We start from the raw sequence: 20,503 nt of genomic DNA on the forward strand, positions 1-20,503 counted from the left end.
CCGCACAAATGCGAGGCTGAAACTGCCAGTAAAGCGTAGTCAAAAATTACGAACCTGATGCAAAGATTCAGGTCTTAAGCTAACAAATTGGTTACTCTTGTTCCACTGCCAACCCTAATCTAGCTGGGCGAATATAGTAGCGGTAGTAACCGATAACATTACTCATAAGGAAAAAGCTTTCAAGCCCAATGGCAGACGGCGACCATACAACAATATTATGAGCAATCCATAGAACTACTCCAAAAAATGTAATTTCTCGCAGCCGCTTATCTGTTTTAGAAAAAGCCGCAATAGTCAGCACAAAGGTTGCACCGAAACTAAGAATGCTGACAAGCCCTGCATATGTCCAAACAGTGCCAACCACAGCTAGCACACTGAAAAAGTACATCCATCTGCGTTCCGTTGTATACCCACTCACAGCATAGCGTGCACCGGAAACAGCCATAAGCACTGTTGCCGTCCACTGATCGAGAAGTAAAAAGTGCGCTGCCATAAAGAAACAGGCGATTGCAATGGAATGCAGAATATATTTTCGATTCTTAAATTGAAAAGAAAGGATATCAAAAACGAGCGCTACGCCTACGAGCAACTGTGAAATGGCAAATACGGTCATAATAACCCTTAAACAAAAAATTATGGATGTCGTTATACAGTAGTACTGATCTGTAGAAATATATTGTAGACCATGGTGGTTGACAAATTAGCTCTCTAAGAAACACCAGACTACATTTTTTTTGCACATTACATCAAAAATATCTATTCGACTATCTATCCTCTATCGCAATAACAGGCATAAACAAATATTTTATAGGTAGTTTTTTATCCATAAAAAAAGCTGACATTATTCCGCGTTGAAAGCTAAAGAGAAACAGAACCCAACCATCTGCATCCTCTCCAAAATACTGCTGGTATTTACAGTGACATACGAGTTAAGCCCCCGAAAAATGTCTTTCTGCATGCATCCCTACAAACCAGTGTACTTAGCGCCTCAACATTAAGAAATAATGTCAGCAACTAGTTACTAAAATGAGAATATCGCCAAGACAAGTAAAAATATCATTATTTTGTGGAAACTATAGATTTGCAAACATAGTACTACTTCGACCTATGTTATACACTACTAGATTTACCCTTGGCACATCTGCTAAAAAACTTTTTTCAACTTAAGCAATAATCAATCGGCGTAGGACTTCCAGATTTTTTATATCTTCGGAAAGATCTTCTCCCTTCGGAGTTTCAAGCACCATAGGCAAATCAATAAACCTTGGGTCATTTACCAAGCGCGCAAAAGTCTCTTCTCCCAGTAAACCCTGTCCAATATGATCATGCCTATCAAGATGGCTTCCTAAACCGCCTTTGGAATCATTCACATGCATAAACTTCAAACGATCCATGCCGACAGTAGTTTCAAATTCATCAAAGGTTGCCTTGTACCCTTCTTCAGTTGCGATATCGTATCCAGCAGCATACGCATGACAAGTATCAATGCACACACCAAGCCTATCTGCATTATCTGAATGCTGTATGATAGCAGCCAACTCAGCAAAAGAACGGCCAAGCGTTGTGCCTTGCCCTGCCGTATTTTCGAGCAGAACCATTACACGCTCAGTGCGTGACTCGAGCAATGCTCTATCCAGATTTTTCGCAACACGCTCCAACGCTTCATCAACATTACTTCCCAAATGAGCACCGGGGTGCATCACTACATACGGAATATTCAACTGCTCAGCACGCTCAAGCTCGTAAGCAAACGCCGCAACAGATTTCTCAACTCCATCTTCTTTAGGAGAGCCCAAGTTAATTAAATACGAATCATGCACAGCAATAGGATGATCGCCCCAAACTGCACAGGCTTCAAGAAACGCGTCGATTTGTTTTTGTTCCAGCGGCTTAGACTTCCACTGTCGCTGGTTTTTTGAAAAGATCTGTAAGGCGGTTCCGTTCACACGCATTATGCGTTCAACAGATTTTTCCAACCCACCAGTAATAGACATATGAGCACCGAAATTTGGCATCTTTTCCCCTTTATAACTATCAGCAATACATGCTGAAATAAATTCAAAGAATCACGCAGTCCAGTCACCATCATTTTCAAAGGTCTCGGCACAGCGTGTTAGTATTCATTTATTGTTCACGGCATCCATTGTCCACCGTAAAAACATACGCTATAACGCCTCATTCATAGCATACGGGAGTATATGATGTCGTCATCAATGAAGTACAAATTTAATCTTTCTGATACAGTTGGCACTGTGGGATATGTTTCCTGCGAACCGCCAGCAGATATTACTTTTGAAGAAGCACTGGCATACCTTGAAGAGCATCCGCTTGATGAATTTATGCACAAATTTCTGCTGACCAGCGTTCAGAATTTTGATCAAAAAAAATTCAAAGCGCTGCTAAAAACAGCCGTAGAAGATTACACAATCATCAAACCTGTTCTTGCAGCATTGCTGTACGAAACATGCCTGCTTTACGGGAAATTCTCCAAAATGCTGGCGCTGTTTCCTAATGATGCCACAGAGCAGCTGGAGGAATATACTCCCCTTATCTACATCCGCTGGTTCAAGCGTGAAGATAAGTATGACCACCTTGCATGGATCGCCAAGTTTAAAGAAAATATCCACGAACACAAAATGCTTCCCTTACCGGATGTTGCAGAAGACTTTGATCTGCCGATGCTCTACGAGCCTTGCACAGACGAATTTGTAACCGCCGCAACGATTCGTGAAGAACTGCTAAAAACTCCACACAGCACCCCGTGGTCACGTCCACCAGCGCAAGAAACAACAGACCTTGCACTCAGTCGGTTAAACAAAACACCGCTGTTTGCCGATGTTGAGATGCGTCATATTGCATCCCTGTCTCCTATCGCGTTACTACGCAAATGGAACATCGATCTCGCTGTTAAAAACGGTTCTCTAGACTACACACTGCAAGGTCTCGCCACTTCATACGGTCGAGGACTGGCTCTGAATGACGCACGAGTCGGACTTACCATGGAAGTTGTCGAGCGCTCATCTTCATTTGTCTCTTTTGACAAAACAGGCGTAGTCAACACTCTCAAAGATCATCCGCTCACACATGCCCGCTACTCTGAACTAACAGCACAGGGCATCGCAGCATTCGATCCAAATTTACTTTCTCTTGAAGTTCAGTACGAAGATGAGAAACTCTACTGGATGGAAGGACACACGCCAAAGCTCGACGGTGAAGGATACGAGTCTATCCTTGTGCCCGCGCAAATGGTCTACATGTTCTGCAACCTTGATGAAGTCTCTCTGCTCTCTTCACCGGGGTCAACCGGACTTGCGTCAGGAAATATTTTAGAAGAAGCAAAAGTTTCAGCGCTTATGGAAATTTTTGAGCGTGATGCAGAAGCAACAAAGCCATTCGACAAAAAAGAATGCTTTACCCTTACCACCGAAGATCCAAAACTCAACATGCTGCTCAATGATTACGCAGCACGCGGTGTACATGTCATGTTCCAAGACATCACCACCGAATTCGGTATCCCCTGCTACTATGCATTCGTCATGGGCAAACGCGGTGAAGTATTCCGCGGCACCGGTGCCGGACTTGATGGAAAAAGAGCCATCGTATCTGCATTAACAGAAACACCGTATCCATACCCGCAAAGCCCACCATCAGCTCCAGCGCTTCGCGGTATCGAAACACGCAAGCAGGAAGAGCTTCCAAACGTCTCCATGGAAGATCCTATGCGCAATGTGCAGATGCTCGAAAAAATGCTCATCGCCAACAACAGACGTCCTGCCTACGTTGAACTTGCACGCAAAGATTTACAGTTTCCAGTCGTCAAAGCTCTTATTCCAAACATGGAACTTACAGCAGACTTCGACTCGTTTACTCGCGTCAGCCACCGGCTGTTTAGTAATTATTTGCGTATGGAAGACTAGCTAGTTTGTAGGAACCTGCGGTGCTCTGTGTCTCCGACGGGTCTTCGACGAGCCTCCGGCGGCTTAAGAACCCTTTTGAAAAAGGGCTTCTTAAGAATCTCCTAAAACTTTTACTTGCGATGCCAGCCCGTTGTTTCCAAAACCTCGCGGCTTACGCACCACTAACTTTCAAAAAATAAAGAAGGGCTGTCCTTAATTTAAAGGACAGCCCTTCTTTATTTTTCAAGTCAGTGGAATTAAGCCGCGTATTTTTTCATTAACGAAAGTTCATCGCATAATAAAAGTTTTGGAAGGCCTTTGACCGTTAACGAGTTTCGAGTTTTACGGACGAAGAGAGTGTAACGGGTCTGGGGGAAACTTTTTTCAAAAAGTTTCAGCCCAGCCGTCGGAGACAAAATTAAAAGCGTCGCAGACGTCCCGCTGACAAGCGCCGCCAGAGGCTAATAAACTGGCTAGAACCTATGGCTGCTGAAGTGTCGGGGCAAGAACGATTTCGCGGATGCAGACAGCTTGCGGCTGTTCGTATGCAAATACGATTGAGTTAGCTACATCTTGAGCACTCATTACGCCGCCCATTTGTTCTTTCCACTGGTTGTAGCCGTCCTTGATTGTATCGGACGTGGTATGACTAAGAAGTTCAGTCTCTGCTGCACCTGGTGCGATAATTATTACACGAACATTATCGGCTGCGACCTCTTCACGGATATTTTCGCTCATAGCGTGCACGGCAAACTTTGTTCCGCAATATACGGCATGATTCGGAAATGTTTTGCGTCCGGCAACTGAACTGATGTTGATGATTGTCCCTTGTTTACGTTCACGCATACTCGGGAGAACCGCGTAAATACCATTAAGAAGTCCGATCATGTTAACATCAATCATCTTTTGCCATTCTGCCGGATTTTGCTCGTGAGCCTGCCCTAACAGCATTACGCCTGCATTGTTTACGATGCAGTCTACGGGACCGTAAGTAGCTTCGGCATCGGTTATAGCTTTTACCAATGCTTCGCGATCTGTTACATCTACTTTGGCGCAGATGGTATTAGGTAAATTTAATGCTTCAAGTCGATCAAGGCGACGGGCTATGAGAAGAAGCGGAAAACCTTTTGCACTTAAAGTACGAGCTGTTGCTTCGCCGAAACCTGAACTTGCGCCAGTGATGACTACGAGTGGTTTAGTCATGATGTATTCTCCAAATGATTGTGGGCAGTGCCCGTTGTTTTTATTTTGGATAAGAATACACCGATTTTTACCTTTGTATAATATAGAGTTCTTTTGTTTATGATAGGCGTAGCCTATGAAACCATATTTTATATAGATTCAATCGATCAGTAGGCAGGGAGTGTTTATGGATTTACGGTTATTACGCTATTTCATTGCTGTTTTTGAGGAACAAAATATTACACGTGCCGCTCAGCGCAGCCATGTTTCTCAGCCTTCCATTTCCAGCGCCATAAAGCAGCTGGAAGAGATGCTTGGCGTTTCTTTATTCATACGCAGCAAACAAGGTGTGGTTATTACCGACGAAGCGCATCACTTGTACCCCCGCGCTAAGCGGCTCATAGAACAAGCACACAGCATCGAAGACCTCTTCAAAGGAAACGATGAAGAGCGACATATTACATTAGGCGTTTTTCCCGATTTAAGCCCCAAGCGCCTTGCAGATGTTCTAGAAACTATGCGTCAACAAATCCCCGGACTCACACCACGACTGGTTGATGTAAATGCAGACTGTGACATCCGTATCACTGTGGACATTCTCCGTAATCAAGGAGAAACATGGGTTCCACTGTGGGAAGAAAATTATGTCCTTTGCATGCGCCCAGATCATGAACTCGCAGGGCGCGAGTTTGTTCTGCCTGAAGAGTTATACAAATATGACTTCATTGAATGTCCGCCTTGCGAGGCACATCAACAAACAATCGGCCTGCTGGCCTGTTCTGAATTGCGTATGAATATTGTCGCGAGTGGCGAACATAAAAGTCAGGTTATGCATCTTGTACAAGCAGGATATGGCATATCATTCTTACCAGACGGCGTACTGGAAACAGCATACGATCTGGTTACCGTTCCATTAAAAGCACCACGAATGTTTAAACGTGTCGGTTTTACCTATTCCGCCGATAAAACAACATCTGACGTTGTTTCAAAAGTTGTAGCCACCTTCATGCGATAACAATAATAACCACGCCGGAGTCTTTTTATAAAGCTCCGGCGTTTTCTATTCTGCCCCCACAACCTGCATCAGCCTTAAACTGCGAGCCTTCCTGTTTTCTAATCCTTATAGGTATTCTTTCTTTTATTTACAGGTAATTGTTGACATTTTCTGCCTTTTACCTCTTATACTATGCAGTAAGTTAGCAGCATGAGCTTCGCTATACTGATTTTCATACTCCTTCTGTTCTGAACAATTCCTGCTCGATTACTCGTCTACTTCGCGCCTAATTCTCTTCTCCCTCTTCTTTCTTCACGCTGTCTGCTCACCTGCACTCGTGGTGACTGAGGTATCCGGCATTGTAATGCTACAGGCATCTCCCGTCTGCTTTTTCAAAAATGAAGCAGACGAGAGTCTTATGCATGTATTGTTACTGCCTTGTTTATTGTGGCGTACATGACCTAGCTACTTCTAATAAGGAGGAATGGTAATGGCAGAACAAAACAAGCAACAAGAAGAAGTTGTTGTCGATAAGGGGTATGCCAGTTGGTCTGATTTAGTAAAACTTGAAGACTACTGGGCAATATGGCTTGGCTTTGCAATTCTCGTTATCGGCCTCATTATCTATCTACCTAATGAGCCAAAAAATTTACGCGAAACCATTGCCGAGTCTAATGCGATCATGCAACTGGAAGCAAACAAAGCTCCTTTTAAAACAATTGAATACTACAAGGCTGCTGATGCAAAAGGCATGAAGGCAACCTCCTCTCCTATTGCAAAAACAATTAAAAAATTCCAAAACAAGCCACATGGCTGGTCTACTAACCCGCTCGATGCTTTCTTTATGGACAGCGCGCAGGCTGATGCTAAAAAAGCCAAAGCAGTTGCCAAGTATGAAAAAGTAAAAAAAGCTGCGGATGAATCATTTGCCGCCGCAACGATTGCTCAGGGAGCTGCCGCTGAGGCAAACTTCACCAATGCAGAGCTGAACAAACAAGCATCAGACGCAATTAGTGACTGGCGTAACAAAAAGTTCGCTGCCGGTAAGGCTAAAAAGAAAACAAAAGCATCTTCATACAACCAACTTACATGGCTCATCATGCTATGCGTTGCCCTTGGTATTTTCTTTGCCATTGGACGCGCCGCAATGGGACACAGCCCTGTTAAGTTTTTTATCGGATTCTTTTTTGTTTTCGCCATTGCTACGCTTGCATATGTTTCTGCACAGCAAAGCACCATGAAAGGACTCGGTATCGGGTACGCAGCATGGGCTATTCTATTCGGACTTCTCATCTCAAACACAGTCGGTACACCTAAGTGGGTTATGCCTGCCGTACAGACAGAATACTTCATTAAAACAGGTCTTGTTCTTCTGGGTGCTGAAGTTCTCTTTAGCAAAATCGTTGCTATCGGCATTCCGGGCATTTTCGTAGCATGGGTAGTAACACCAGTTGTACTCATCACCACGTTCATTTTCGGTCAGAAAGTGGTAAAAATGCCGTCTAAAACGCTGAACATTGTTATTTCTGCGGATATGTCTGTTTGTGGTGTTTCCGCAGCTATCGCAACCGCAGCAGCGTGTCGTGCAAAAAAAGAAGAACTGACCCTCTCGGTTGGTCTCTCCCTCGTGTTCACATCTATTATGATGATCCTTATGCCTGCATTCATTAAAGCAGTAGACATGCCGTTTATTCTCGGTGGTGCATGGATGGGTGGTACAATTGATGCGACAGGTGCTGTTGCAGCGGCTGGTGCCTTCCTTTCACAGAAAGCACTGTACGTTGCGGCAACCATTAAAATGATCCAGAACGTACTCATCGGTATCACCGCATTTGGTGTTGCCATTTACTGGTGCACCCGCGTTGATTGCACTCCGGGGCGCTCTGTAAACGCGTGGGAAATCTGGTACCGATTCCCTAAATTCGTACTCGGCTTCCTAGCCGCTTCTATCCTTTTCTCATGGATTTACGGTTCTATGGGACCAGACGTCGGATACGCAATGGTTGACCACGGTGTAATTCGTGGCTTCTCCAAAGCATTCCGAGGTTGGTTCTTCTGCCTTGCCTTTGTATCCATCGGTCTTGCGACAAACTTCCGCGAGCTCGCTCATTACTTTAAAGGCGGCAAACCGCTTATCCTGTATGTTTGCGGTCAGTCTTTCAACCTTCTCCTTACACTGACAATGGCATACCTCATGTTCTACGTGGTGTTCCCTGAAATTACCGCAAAGATCTAACATGTAACGATAAAGGACAATTTGTATGCAAAAAAGCAGCGCAAAACGCTATCTATCGTTCGCATCCGGAGTTTTCATAATCTGGCTGTTTATGTTCGTATTCTCCCCGATGCTGCTTAAACATGTAGAATCTGCCAGCACTCTCGCAACCTTCATCGAGCAGAACGACATTAATGCCGGTGCCATTTACTGGACTGATGTTGAAATTCTGGCTGATGCCGAGCTGGGTGCAAGGTCGACAGTCACGTATCTCCCGAAAGGGAAATAGCAACATCAAAGGGAGCGGTTGAAGCCGCTCCCTTTTTCTTATACCACCATCTGATAAGACCGAAAAAGATATTGGATAATCTTCGTTGCTCCTTTGGTGGCTCTTCGGTTTTATTGGTTAGCTGCCTTAAGGAAACGCGAAATTTTCCCTCTACCTATTAACTTTTTAGAAAGTCATCTCGCGCGACACAAAAAGAACTCTTTGCCGCACTTCATATCCATTCTGTTTTGACAAGATAAAAGAGATATCATGAAATACAACCATCTTGGAATCCCCACAGATATTCCACAAAAGGACGAAATTCATCTTCCTCATTTAAAGATGCACGTCACTGATCACGAGAACAATCCATACGGCATTCAGTGGATGCGCTTCGATGCAGATGCCCCATATCCTGAACTGGTAAAAACAGTTCCCCATGTCGCTTTTGTTGTAGAAAATCTTGCAGAAGCGTTAGAAGGGAAAAAAATTATTATTGAACCGAACTCGCCAAGTGAGGGGCTTACCGTTGCATTCATCGAAGAAAACAATGCACCTGTTGAATTAATGGAATACAACTAGCCATACCTGCTCCAATTACATAAGCCATAAAAAAAGCCACTCCCGAAGGAGTGGCTTACTGTCGTCTATATAATCAAACTTGAAACTGCCGATAGTGCGGATTGTATCCAAAAGAGATCAGACACTGTCCAGTTAGAACACTGCCCGTCACAACGCTCTTGCAAAAGCAATAGGCTGCAACAATCCGCAACATCTAACACAGATCAAGCATTACGATTCTCTGTTATTACTCAGCTTTCTTTTTACCGTTCTTACGTGTCCACCAGTTACTATCAGGACCTTTGTACCACCAGTCGGTGTGGTCTGTTTCACTGATACGCTGAGCAAGCTCACGGCCAAACTCTGTACGCAGACGCGGCAACGCGCCCTGCATCCATTTACCGGCATATTTGTTACCGAGATCAAACTCTTCTTTAAGATTCAGAATAAGATCAATCTGATCTGCATCCTGAGCGAGCTTTGCTTCCAGAGATTCCGCTTCTTCAAGCTCATCCCAGTACGGCATTACTAAGCACTCAAGGCCTGTTCCTTCAAGAGCATGAGAAAATGCAGCTTTAGGATCGCTAGTGTTGTAAATACGGTTTACGTAGTTAAAATCACCAATACGAGCCTCATGAAAATCATGAAAAAGACACATCATTGCGGTATGTACAGGATCTGCACCTGCCTCGTTAGCGAGAACAAATCCGACAATGGCTGTTCTAAAAGAGTGCTCTGCGACGTTCTCACTACCGGAACCTAAAAACTGGTATCCACTACGCGGAGTTTTGCGCAGCATACCTGCTTCAAACAAAAAGTCAGCGAGGCGGGTAAGCTTCTCGCGTCCTTGTAAATTTACCTGAGGATCGCAGGCTGTCATCATCTCTCTCCTGTGCTAACTAATGCGCAATACTTATTCATTTGAATTCGTTACCGATTGCTTAAACACTTGTATGTAAAGCAGTAGCCGCAACACATACTCCCTTTGTCTATCACTGTACAGCCGCACATTTCTCACGCTTGCATATTGACAACATGTTCATATAGCCATATTGCTAAATGGCTATTCAGGAGAACATATGCACAACTTTATTAGAATCACAAAAGCACTTTCAGACCCAACACGCGTGCGCATACTCGGCTTACTGCTCGGGGGCGAACTGTGTGTGTGTAATATTGTGGAAATTATGGGCCTTGCACAACCTACAGTTTCCCGTCACTTAAAACAGTGTACTGATGCCGGTCTTACCATTGGCCGAAAAGCAGGCGGATGGACGCATTATCGCCTCGCAACAGATAGCACTGATATGTATATTTCAACGTTTTTAGATTTGCTGCAGCAAGCTATAAAAACAGATGAAGAGTTTACGACCCTACAATCAAACCTGTTAACCTTAAAAAAAATTAAGAACATTCTTTAGTGAGGGACTCACCATGAAACCACTCGAAATCACTCCTCCAAACAAAAAAGAAGAAGAAAAAAGCTCCTGCTCCATATATGGCTGAAACCCAGATAAAGGTGGCGAGTTCGCTGCCCAGGCTTTCGGAGCACCTAAAACCGACAATGGCGCGCCGGAAAATCCATTTGAATCTCCGTGCGCATGTGGTGCTGCTCCTGTTCAAGGTAAAAAGGCACGTTTTTCACTTACCTTCTACTGCATTGTAGGAACAATCGCTTTGCTCGGATGGGGACTGCTTTATTCTCAGTTACTGACTATTGCAGATGTCCTGACTGGTATGATCCCAAATGTTGAAGCTAGCAGCCATCTATCAGAATCCATCCGGTTCTTCTTATATGATACTCCGAAAATTCTGCTGTTGCTGAGCCTAGTTGTTTTCGCTGTTGGTGTTATGCGTACGTGGATCACTCCAGAACGCAGCCGTAAATACCTTACAGGTAGAGAATCCCTTGGTAACGTCATCGCAGCGTGTGTCGGCATTATTACGCCGTTCTGCTCCTGCTCTGCTGTACCGCTCTTTTTAGGATTCGTAGCAGCCGGTGTTCCGCTTGGTGTGACCTTCTCGTTTCTGATCGCCGCACCAATGGTTAACGAAATCGCATTAGTTTTGCTGTACGGACTCTTTGGGTTCAAAGTAGCGGCACTATACCTTGTGACTGGCGTAACCATTGCGGTTATTGCAGGCTGGGTACTTGGCAAGATGAAACTGGATCACATGTTGGAACCTTGGGTTCGTCAGATTCGTGATGACGGCACCAACAAATCCCCATCGTACCCTACTTTTGCTCACCGCTTAGATTTTGCTTGGGATTCTGTTGTCGATATTTTGGGAAAAACATGGCTGTACATTGTTATTGGTATCGCAATCGGTGCCGGTATCCACGGCTATGTTCCAGAAGGTGCAATGGCATCCATTATGGGTAAAGATGCATGGTGGAGTGTTCCTGCCGCAGTTGCTATCGGCGTACCAATGTATGCCAGTGCTGCAGGTATTATCCCTATTGTCTCTGCCTTGTTAGGCAAAGGCGCTGCGCTGGGTACTGCACTTGCATTTATGATGTCTGTCGTAGCGCTCAGTCTTCCTGAAATGGTTATTCTTAGAAAAGTACTTAGCGTAAAGCTTATCACTATCTATGTAGCCATTGTTGCTTCCGGCATTCTGGTTGTTGGTTTCTTATTTAACATTGTTATTTAAAATGAATAATTAAGAATCGTTACATCATAAAAAACAAGAAAACGGCATGGAAAATTCCATGCCGTTTTTTTATTCAAAATAAATCAAAAGCCAACAGTCACAACCTGTCAAAATCTGTACAGTATTGCATGCAACGAAGGTCTTATATGTAGATGAAGCTAACCGCGACTTCCCCACCGTTTACCAAATACCCAGAACAAAATCAGTGTAACAACTGCTCCGAGGGTGTCTGCAAGCATATCTTTTTGCGCATCCCAAATGTCTCCCTGACTTCCAAGAAATTCAATGCCAGCAGTGCCGCCTTCAAGCACAGCATATTGCCATTCGATAATCTCATATGCTGCCGCAATGGACATGATGGTGAATAATGCAAAAAGAGTTGTAACTATCGGTCCCGCGAGTTTTCTACGAATAAACAATTCTGCAATCGGGTATGCATAGAACCCTACAGAAAAATGCCCAATTCTATCAAAATGGTTACGTTCAAATCCAAAAAGGTCTGTCACCCATTCAAAAGGCACGCCTGCAAAAGTGTAATGCCCACCTATTGTATGCCAAAACAGCCAAAACGCCATTAGGCCATATGACACGTTTGAAAATCTAAAAAATGGAAACGTGACACAAAGTAAAATGAAGATTGCTGCAACAGGGATAACTTCCGCAATCCATACTTCTCTTGAAACAGGAGCTATGCCCATTACACCAAAAAAAATTGTAAAGACCGCGGCAAGAATAAATGGAAAATTTTGTGCAGTAAATATTCGACCCATGATTTCCTCCAAAGTAGTGTTTCACGATAATGTATTGCCAAAATCATTTGGAGCCTATAGTACAAAACTACTACATTTAACACACCAAATCATCGTTCAGCATAGATACAATGGGGCACGTTATGCAGCTGCGATTTCGTTTTAGTTTAGCATGTACAGTTCTATGCTGTGCGTTCTTTTTCATTCTACCGCGTTCTGCACACAGTGAACCTGTGCTCTTTATTACAGAGAGTCTACCACCCATTGTATATACTCAGAATGGTAATTTAAAAGGGTACAATATAGAAGTGGTGAAACGACTCTGGAAGTATATGGATATGCCAGAGCACGAAATCAAAGTTCAGCCCTGGCCTCGCTCTATCAAAAATTTCGATTCCAGCACGCCAACGTGCCTTTTCCCTGTAGCAATTACAGAAGAGCGGAAAAAAAGGTATCGTTACGTCACGACGCCCGTTCTATTTTCTGTAGCTATTCTCACACATAAACGAAACGAAAAACTCTTTTCAACACCTGATCATATTAAACGTGCCCGAATGTGTGTACCAAAAGCTGCGAGCATATTACCTCTACTTCGCAAGCAGGGGTACACTGATAAAAACTTCGACTTCGGCACGACCTTTCCCTGTAGTGTGAAAAAATTTTTCAAAGGACGTGCTCCACTTATTGTCGGAAGCATTCCCAACATACTCCATAATTATCGATTAATCGGCGGAGATTCTTCAAATTTACGAGTACTCAAGATTGTTGCAAAAACCCCGAACGGTTTCATATTTAACGATGCTGTGCCTCAACAGTTTGTAGATGACTTCCAAGAAGCAATGAACAAGTTTGCGGATTCAGAAGAAGCAATAGAAATCTATAACGACTATTACCCCAAGCTATAGCCTGAAAAAAGCATAAAAAAAAGCCCACCAATGGTGGGCTTTCACTGTAACTATAGCTTAGTAACGAGGACGACGTTCGCGTGGACGAGCTTCGTTAACTTTGAGGCTACGACCATCGTGCTCGCTACCATTGAGTGCATCAATAGCATCCTGAGCGCCGTTGTCTTCCATTTCAACAAAACCGAAGCCACGGGAGCGGCCAGTTTCGCGATCTTCAACTACACGAGCAGAAATAACTTCACCGTAACCCTGAAAAAGGCCACGCAAATCATCATCACCAACAGACCAGGCAAGGTTGCCAACATAGATATTCTTAGACACGAAAAAACTCCAAAAAATAAAAAACAAGATGCGCGTGCGCACCTACAAAAGAAGTGAACCCCATATGGGTCCAATCCTTCTCCAAAACAACGGCAGAAAAATAGAACAATCTGCAATCTGCCTATGCATAACGCAAGCGCCTACGGCACATCACGCATTAACATTTGTCTAAAAATCGAGGCACAACCTAAAGCCGAAGCTTGCGACACTCGAGAGTACACTTGTAACACAACTGCCAAGCATTTGAAAATAAAATATTTCAAATACTAATTCTCAATACAGAAAATAAAAGGAGTCTTTAATTTGAGAATCTAACAAAATGTGTAGCAATATATTTTAAATTTAAGAATTAGAATCTAATTATTTGATTCTAATAAATAAATTGTCGCTGGATTAATCAAAAAAAGTCGACCTTGCTTCAACTCTTCTTCACGGGTGCAAAAACCATTTTCCGGTAGTGCGTGTGTTGCTGTTTTTTCTAAACTGGAATCAACAAAACGAATCTCACTACCCGCATATTCTTTCACAGCAGTCCAGTGGCTAATCAGTGGTGCACCACGGAACGGCAAATAGCGTTTAAACTGTAAAACAACTCCCTTGCCTCCCGCCTGCTCGAACAAAGTTGGTCCCTTACGTTTATCAACAGGGCTCCATTCGCGGATTACATCAAGCACATCAGCAATACTGGCCTTCCCATCTGGAAAAGGTTGTGTATAGTGTATTGGCGAACCTTCGTTACGAATCACTTTTATAAAGGACTGTACTTCCGCAATGTAATCAGTGCGGTTGCATACGATTTTTTCCCAGCTTTCAACGTCCTGAGAAAAACTCATCAGTCCTGCATGAAACAGCTTGCGCGCTTCCCAGTGACTAATGCCGTGAGTTCGCTGCATTGCATTAAGCACTGCATATAATGCACAAAAATTATCCAATTTACCTTGAAACAAAGCTTCCATCTGGCAGTATGTCCTCTCTCTAAAATCTTTTACAATGTCTGATGTGACACAAACATTTTGCACTAGCAAGAGCTCTACTCGTTAGTAACTATAATCCCCATTATTCCTTTTTTAACTAGACAAGTTATTCTGATCCGTATATTGATTTCTCAAATATATCTGGATAAATTGATATGCAAATAATTACATCACCTGCTGAACTACAGAAAATTTGTCTCCAATGGCGCTGTGAAGGCGTTAAAGTTGGTCTTGTGCCAACGATGGGTTACTTCCACGAAGGGCATAAAAACCTTATGCGCATTGGCCGTGAACAGTCGGACAAACTCATTGTAACTCTCTTTGTAAATCCGACTCAGTTCGGTGCAAATGAAGACCTTGATGCGTACCCGAAAAATCACGAAGACGATGCCAATACAGCCCGTGAACTGGGTGCAGATATTTTGTTTATCCCTGAACCGGGAAGCATGTATGCTGAAGACCATGCAACATGGGTAGAAGTACCACAGCTTGCTCAAGGTCTATGCTCTACCAGCCGTCCGACACATTTTAGGGGAGTATCCACTGTAGTTACAAAACTATTGATACTAACCCTGCCTGAATACGCTGTATTCGGCGAAAAGGACTGGCAGCAGCTTGCAATTATCCGACGCATGACCCGAGATTTGAACCTGCCGACCACTATTATTAATGGTTCACTTGTTCGAGAAAATGACGGTCTTGCAATGAGTTCCCGTAATGCATACCTCACACAAGAGGAACGTGCACAAGCCAAGCATATTAATGCTGGCATACGAGCCGGTGCAGATGCCTTTACACAGGGCGAGCGTGATGTTGAACAGCTTAAGACTGTTATCCGTGAGTACTGGAGCAAACATCTACCACTGGGCAAAGAAGATTATCTCGAATTTATTGATCCGGATTCTATCGAACCGATCAAGAAAATTACCGATAAAGCACGCTGCGCAGTAGCTGTGTTCGTCGGAAAAGCAAGACTATTAGACAACTGGCCATTCTACCTGTAAACGGAGAAACCATGACAAAAACGCCGAAAAAGCGAACCCCATGGCAGCACCTAAAATACTTTTTACGTGTAAATCTTATTGCCGGTTTTCTTTTTCTTGCGCCCATTGTCGTAACAGTCTTTATACTGCGTGTCCTTCTAAGATGGGCAGACGGTGCTTGGAAATGGGTACCGGACTCCATGAGGCTTCCTGAATATTTAGGAATCCCCGAAACCGGAACAGGTATCATACTTGTTTTTATTATTTTAGTATGCACCGGCTTGCTGGTTCGCAACTATGTAGGGAAAGTAGTCGCACGTACAATTGAAAAAATAATTCTTAAGCTTCCGGGAATAAACCGGTTTTACGCTGCAACGAATCAACTTTTCATTAGCGTCTTTAAACGTCCTGCAAAAGAGTTTAAACAAGTTGTTCTTATTGAATATCCACGCCCTAGGCTATACGCCTTGGCGTTTGTTACAGGTATCGCCGTTGGTGAAATTCAGCGAAAAACGGAAGAGAAGGTGCTGAACGTATTCGTTCCTACAACACCGAACCCTACTTCCGGTTTTTACCTGATGGTTCCGCAAGAGGACACCATCAAGCTTGACCTTTCCGTCGAAGATGCCTTTAAGATTCTCATTTCAGGCGGCATTCTTAATCCAGAATCGCCTGAGCTGAAACAAAAAAAATTTGAAAATAAAACATCATCTGATTAGAGGAGCTTCCATAATGATGATCAACAACAAGGGTAAATACCACTTTACCTCTGAGTCTGTTACTGAAGGTCACCCGGATAAAGTTGCTGACGCGATTTCTGATGCTATTCTTGACACAATCATGGCTCAAGACCCTGAGTGTCGTGTTGCTTGTGAAACTCTTGTTACCACTGGCATGGCTGTTATTGCTGGCGAAATCAGCACCACAGGCTACGCGGACTTCCCTACTGTAGTTCGTGATACCATCCGTGAAATCGGCTACACAAGCTCTGACATGGGCTTTGATGCTGACACCTGTGCAGTTATCTCCTCTATCGATAAACAGTCTCCAGACATCGCACAGGGTGTTGATCAGACCGCTCCTGAAGATCAGGGTGCAGGCGACCAGGGCATGATGTTCGGTTACGCATGTAACGAAACACCAACCCTCATGCCAGCTCCAATTTACTGGTCCCACAAACTTTCCGAGCGCCTCACCGCTGCACGTAAAGACAACGATCTCGATTTCCTCCGCCCTGATGGTAAAACAGAAGTTTCTTTTGAATACCTCGACGGCAAGCCGACCCGTATCGACACAGTTGTTATTTCTTCCCAGCACAAAGACGGCGTATCTCAGGACGACATCGTTGAAGGCATTCGTGAAGAAGTTATCAACAAGACTCTTCCTGCAGAACTTCTCGACAGTGCTACCCGTATCTTCATCAACACCACCGGTCGTTTTGTAATCGGCGGTCCAATGGGTGACTGCGGTCTTACCGGCCGCAAAATCATTCAGGATACATACGGCGGCATGGGCCACCACGGCGGCGGCGCATTCTCCGGTAAAGATCCTTCCAAAGTAGACCGCTCTGCTGCCTACATGGGTCGTTACATTGCTAAAAACGTTGTTGCAGCTGGCCTCGCACCTACTTGTGAAGTTCAGATTGCTTACGTTATCGGCGTTGCTGAGCCTGTATCTGTTCTTGCTACTTCTTTCGGTACTTCTGAAATTCCGGATGAAATTCTTACTAACGCTGTTAAGGAAGTATTCGACCTGCGTCCTTACGGCATCAGCAAGACTCTTGACCTTAAACGTCCTATCTACAAAAAATCTGCATGCTACGGTCACTTTGGTCGTGAACTTCCTGAATTCCGCTGGGAAGCAACTGACGCAATTGACGCACTCCGCACTGCTGCGAAAGTATAGCTGCTGTTTATATTGCAAAATAAAAAGGGTGAAGCTTTTGGCTCCACCCTTTTTTTATTCTAACTAGTCAACCGTATACTTTCGTAGACGCTTTCCAACGAGAATCCATTTCTTTTTTATGACTCGGAAGGAAAGACTCATTCAACTCTCTCTTCCGCCACTGAAAAGTGCGATCTGTATTGTCGTGGTGAAACGCCGAACGTCCGATGAAATGCTCTCCGCATCCTTTCCTCACGTCCGAAACCTGAGATAAGTGCAACGCGATCAAAGTCGCACTCCCCAGCTTCCAGCATGGCACGAGCGTGCTCCAGCCGGACCTCTTCAACATACTTACCCGGAGTTTTTCCGGTTTCCTTTCCAAATACGCGCGCGAAATTTCGAGAGCTCATACCCGCTTTCTCTGCGAGCAGCTCTACAGAAAGCTTTTGAGAAAAATTTTGTAATATCCATTTTTGAAGCTTTGCAAAACGTTTCGTCAAACGAGTCTGCGCTTCCAACAATGGACTAAACTGAGTTTGCCAGCCCGGTCTGCGGTAATATACCACCAGCAACCGTGCCACACGCATTGCCAGTTCGTGCCCGAAGTCTTCTTCTACAATCGAGAGCGCTAAATCTATCCCTGTAGAAACTCCGGCACTTGTGTACACGTGTCCGTCGCGTTGAAACAACACACTCGAATCGAAATGTACCTGCGGATACCTTGCAGAAAATTCTGAAGCCATTACCCAATGCGTTGCTGCCGTTCGCCCATCCAATATTCCTGTTGCCGCAAGAATACCGGAGCCTGTGCACACTGAAATGACCTGTGCACTGGCACTCACAGCATGATGAACCTTTTTCATAAATTCAACATCCGCAATTGCAGCATCTACTCCCAGTCCACCGGGTATCAAAAGCATATCGTTATAGCCGGTTTCACCGATGACTGAATCAATGCACATTGGAAAATTTCCATCCAAGGAAAATGTACCCAACTCTCTGGCAGCATAGCAAAAATCATATCCGCCGCCCAAGCCATCCTTCTGCAACAAGGCTGTAACAGCTGAAAATACGGCTGTTGCTCCGGATATATCCAATGGCAACGCACCATCAAAAATTACGACTTCTATTTTTTTCCGCATAAACCACCTTTCACCAAAAGCACTGACACGACTGTTCTAAGGCTTATTTTAGCAAGCACCCATACTGTCTACAATGACATTGTTTGTGCTTTTTCTGCCAATTTGTAGATACAAGCTTCAACGGCATATTCAAAAGCATAAAATGTAGCCAATACTATCCTTACTAGTTTGTAATCAATAGACTTAATAGAAATTGATATCTGTAAAAAGTCACGCTACAGTGCGTCCATGCGTATGTATTATTTTTGTATGCTTCGCACTATTGCAGCTATGTCTCTTCTACTAGTTGTATGTGCCGTGCTCACCCCCACCACCGCAACTGCCAAAGGTAGATTACGCATTGTATACGACCTTCCCGAACCGGAAGATGTGGTTGCTGCACGCATTGTTCATCAATCAGAAGTTGCAGAAGAAGTTGCGCAAATAGTTGACGAGTGGAACCTGCTAACAGAAGATGTCGTCTTACGATTTGGGACGCAGATCGGACCACACTTTGCAGTTCTGCAAAACGGCAATTTAGAAATTCAAATCCCATACGATTTTTTTAGCAGCACTCAAAATATGTTCGCCGAAAAAAAATATATCGCTCAAACAAGTCCCGCTACTTCTGCATTAAATACACTTCACCACGCCATATATCATGAACTAGGGCACGCCATAATATATTCCCAGCCAACAGGGATTACAGAAAAAATGGAAGAGGAAGCTGTAGACAACCTTTCTGCAATTCTTCTTATCAGCGTATATGAAGATGGAGCAGAAATCGCAGCAAGCGCTGCCAAGGCATTTCAGTTACTAGCGACCGAGCCTGAATCCAAACTCAATACAAAAGACGACATCCGCCGTGTACAGGAAATTAACTGTCTCATCTACGGCAGCAATCCTGAAAATTACAAAGAACTGTTAACAGACCTTCCTGTAAACAGTGAAGCGTTCTGCCCTGTTCGTTTCCTTAAATACCACAAGCAGTGGGAAGAAATTCTTAGCATTCCATTGCCAGATTAATCCTGCTCATCCGAATACGTCCCCTCTCTTGCACTCCATGAGCACTTATCTCTCTAGAGATATTTGCCCCTCTCTGTTTAAAGACAAAAAAGCCGAAATCCATTTAAATGAATTTCAGCTTTCTCATTCTAGTCACTCAGGCAACCTACGACACTGGTTAAACCCGAATAGAAATTTTTGCTTGTGGTTTTGTAGAAGCTCTGTGGCTTCCAGAGGCTGAAGAAATTCGTGTTAGCGATGTTGCACCATGTACAACCTCTGTAGGACGTTCTGAGCTTTCCGCAGCTCGATCACGGTCAGTAACCGCATCATTACTACGCCGAACTTCTTTACTTTGGTCAAGATTCAACAGTCTTCCGGCTCGTGCACCTATACGGGCACGCCTTGAATACGAAAGATCCAACGGCCCATGATATAAAGCGCTATTCTCAGCTTGACTACTTTCTTCAAAATTCATCTGCGCCTGAAGCAACGAAGTCATTGAACTCATTTTATTATCAAGAGCCTTATGCACAGCCCGTGAAGATTCAATTGTTGATCGAATGTACTTAGAATGATCCGTCTGCTGATTCACAAATAAGTTTGAGACGCCGCCCGCAGACTTCTTCTGCATGGCTTGAGCAGTTTTTTGAAGCTGTGTCATTTCCACAGGCTTACTTAATAAAGAATTTATTAACGACATAGCTACAACCTTTATTAAAAAGACTCACACAGACTAAAACCTTTACATACTTAAATAGTTAGTAATTATTTTAGATAGCAGACTACT

21 protein-coding genes are annotated in these 20,503 nt (G+C 44.0%); 12 read left to right on the plus strand and 9 right to left on the minus strand.

Annotation, left to right across the window (positions count from 1 at the left end; all coding sequences use genetic code 11):
- Window positions 1-91 precede the first annotated feature (91 nt).
- Together ACZ5V1_RS09485 and ACZ5V1_RS09490 are read right to left on the minus strand one after the other, a co-directional pair.
- The gene (locus ACZ5V1_RS09485) at window positions 92-613 is read right to left on the minus strand and encodes a YgjV family protein (protein ID WP_373794206.1); all 522 of its coding nucleotides are present in this window, start codon (window positions 611-613) and stop codon (window positions 92-94) included.
- 550 nt (window positions 614-1,163) lie between these two features.
- The gene (locus ACZ5V1_RS09490) at window positions 1,164-2,015 is read right to left on the minus strand and encodes a deoxyribonuclease IV (protein WP_464388632.1); all 852 of its coding nucleotides are present in this window, start codon (window positions 2,013-2,015) and stop codon (window positions 1,164-1,166) included.
- 186 nt (window positions 2,016-2,201) lie between these two features.
- Here ACZ5V1_RS09490 and ACZ5V1_RS09495 point away from each other — a divergent pair, with 186 nt between their 5' ends.
- Window positions 2,202-3,917 (plus strand): YcaO-like family protein, encoded by a 1,716-nt coding sequence (locus tag ACZ5V1_RS09495; RefSeq protein ID WP_464388633.1) that lies wholly within the window; start codon window positions 2,202-2,204, stop codon window positions 3,915-3,917.
- A 459-nt stretch (window positions 3,918-4,376) separates the two neighbouring features.
- On the opposite strand, the gene ACZ5V1_RS09500 is transcribed toward ACZ5V1_RS09495, so the two are convergent.
- Window positions 4,377-5,099, minus strand: a complete 723-nt coding sequence (locus ACZ5V1_RS09500; protein WP_464388634.1) for an SDR family oxidoreductase — start codon at window positions 5,097-5,099, stop codon at window positions 4,377-4,379.
- A gap of 166 nt (window positions 5,100-5,265) precedes the next feature.
- Between ACZ5V1_RS09500 and ACZ5V1_RS09505 the strand changes: the two genes are divergently transcribed.
- The 4 genes from ACZ5V1_RS09505 (at window position 5,266) to ACZ5V1_RS09520 (ending at window position 9,137) form a co-directional block, all read left to right on the plus strand.
- A complete protein-coding gene (locus ACZ5V1_RS09505; protein ID WP_464388635.1) occupies window positions 5,266-6,093 on the plus strand; it encodes a LysR family transcriptional regulator in 828 nt (275 codons plus the stop codon).
- 469 nt (window positions 6,094-6,562) lie between these two features.
- The gene (locus tag ACZ5V1_RS09510) at window positions 6,563-8,308 is read left to right on the plus strand and encodes a YeiH family protein (RefSeq protein WP_464388636.1); all 1,746 of its coding nucleotides are present in this window, start codon (window positions 6,563-6,565) and stop codon (window positions 8,306-8,308) included.
- A 25-nt stretch (window positions 8,309-8,333) separates the two neighbouring features.
- The gene (locus tag ACZ5V1_RS09515) at window positions 8,334-8,576 is read left to right on the plus strand and encodes a hypothetical protein (protein ID WP_464388637.1); all 243 of its coding nucleotides are present in this window, start codon (window positions 8,334-8,336) and stop codon (window positions 8,574-8,576) included.
- 249 nt (window positions 8,577-8,825) lie between these two features.
- Window positions 8,826-9,137, plus strand: a complete 312-nt coding sequence (locus ACZ5V1_RS09520; RefSeq protein WP_464388638.1) for a VOC family protein — start codon at window positions 8,826-8,828, stop codon at window positions 9,135-9,137.
- Between the two features lie 226 nt (window positions 9,138-9,363).
- Here the strand turns inward: ACZ5V1_RS09520 and ACZ5V1_RS09525 are convergent, their stop codons facing one another.
- Window positions 9,364-9,996, minus strand: a complete 633-nt coding sequence (locus ACZ5V1_RS09525) for an HD domain-containing protein (RefSeq protein ID WP_160715228.1) — start codon at window positions 9,994-9,996, stop codon at window positions 9,364-9,366.
- A gap of 199 nt (window positions 9,997-10,195) precedes the next feature.
- On the opposite strand from ACZ5V1_RS09525, the gene ACZ5V1_RS09530 reads away from it, so the two are divergent.
- A complete protein-coding gene (locus ACZ5V1_RS09530; protein ID WP_464388639.1) occupies window positions 10,196-10,537 on the plus strand; it encodes an ArsR/SmtB family transcription factor in 342 nt (113 codons plus the stop codon).
- Window positions 10,538-10,793: 256 nt separating this feature from the next.
- Window positions 10,794-11,771 (plus strand): permease, encoded by a 978-nt coding sequence (locus ACZ5V1_RS09535; RefSeq protein ID WP_464388640.1) that lies wholly within the window; start codon window positions 10,794-10,796, stop codon window positions 11,769-11,771.
- A gap of 158 nt (window positions 11,772-11,929) precedes the next feature.
- Here ACZ5V1_RS09535 and ACZ5V1_RS09540 read toward each other — a convergent pair whose 3' ends face one another.
- Window positions 11,930-12,541, minus strand: a complete 612-nt coding sequence (locus ACZ5V1_RS09540) for a DUF2238 domain-containing protein (RefSeq protein WP_160715224.1) — start codon at window positions 12,539-12,541, stop codon at window positions 11,930-11,932.
- 122 nt (window positions 12,542-12,663) lie between these two features.
- Here ACZ5V1_RS09540 and ACZ5V1_RS09545 point away from each other — a divergent pair, with 122 nt between their 5' ends.
- On the plus strand, window positions 12,664-13,425 hold the full coding sequence (locus tag ACZ5V1_RS09545) for a substrate-binding periplasmic protein (RefSeq protein WP_464388641.1): 762 nt from the start codon (window positions 12,664-12,666) through the stop codon (window positions 13,423-13,425).
- 57 nt (window positions 13,426-13,482) lie between these two features.
- Here the strand turns inward: ACZ5V1_RS09545 and ACZ5V1_RS09550 are convergent, their stop codons facing one another.
- Together ACZ5V1_RS09550 and ACZ5V1_RS09555 are read right to left on the minus strand one after the other, a co-directional pair.
- Entirely contained in the window at window positions 13,483-13,746 is a 264-nt protein-coding gene (locus tag ACZ5V1_RS09550; protein ID WP_464388642.1) for an RNA recognition motif domain-containing protein, read from the minus strand.
- A gap of 356 nt (window positions 13,747-14,102) precedes the next feature.
- Window positions 14,103-14,702 (minus strand): hypothetical protein, encoded by a 600-nt coding sequence (locus tag ACZ5V1_RS09555; protein WP_464388643.1) that lies wholly within the window; start codon window positions 14,700-14,702, stop codon window positions 14,103-14,105.
- Window positions 14,703-14,875: 173 nt separating this feature from the next.
- On the opposite strand from ACZ5V1_RS09555, the gene panC reads away from it, so the two are divergent.
- From panC to metK, 3 genes are read left to right on the plus strand one after another with little or no spacing between them, the layout of a single operon-like run.
- Entirely contained in the window at window positions 14,876-15,724 is an 849-nt protein-coding gene (panC, locus tag ACZ5V1_RS09560; RefSeq protein WP_464388644.1) for a pantoate--beta-alanine ligase, read from the plus strand.
- Between the two features lie 11 nt (window positions 15,725-15,735).
- Window positions 15,736-16,422 (plus strand): DUF502 domain-containing protein, encoded by a 687-nt coding sequence (locus ACZ5V1_RS09565; RefSeq protein WP_464388645.1) that lies wholly within the window; start codon window positions 15,736-15,738, stop codon window positions 16,420-16,422.
- A gap of 16 nt (window positions 16,423-16,438) precedes the next feature.
- Complete coding sequence (gene metK / locus ACZ5V1_RS09570; protein WP_464391616.1) at window positions 16,439-17,608, plus strand: methionine adenosyltransferase; 1,170 nt, start codon at window positions 16,439-16,441, stop codon at window positions 17,606-17,608.
- A 137-nt stretch (window positions 17,609-17,745) separates the two neighbouring features.
- On the opposite strand, the gene ACZ5V1_RS09575 is transcribed toward metK, so the two are convergent.
- Window positions 17,746-18,729 (minus strand): GlxA family transcriptional regulator, encoded by a 984-nt coding sequence (locus ACZ5V1_RS09575; protein WP_464388646.1) that lies wholly within the window; start codon window positions 18,727-18,729, stop codon window positions 17,746-17,748.
- A 249-nt stretch (window positions 18,730-18,978) separates the two neighbouring features.
- Between ACZ5V1_RS09575 and ACZ5V1_RS09580 the strand changes: the two genes are divergently transcribed.
- Window positions 18,979-19,734, plus strand: coding sequence for a DUF4344 domain-containing metallopeptidase (locus tag ACZ5V1_RS09580; protein ID WP_464388647.1), 756 nt, complete (start codon window positions 18,979-18,981; stop codon window positions 19,732-19,734).
- Window positions 19,735-19,891: 157 nt separating this feature from the next.
- Here the strand turns inward: ACZ5V1_RS09580 and ACZ5V1_RS09585 are convergent, their stop codons facing one another.
- Window positions 19,892-20,416, minus strand: coding sequence for a hypothetical protein (locus tag ACZ5V1_RS09585; protein ID WP_464388648.1), 525 nt, complete (start codon window positions 20,414-20,416; stop codon window positions 19,892-19,894).
- Window positions 20,417-20,503 lie beyond the last annotated feature (87 nt).

This window comes from Halodesulfovibrio oceani subsp. galateae, from assembly GCF_055397225.1.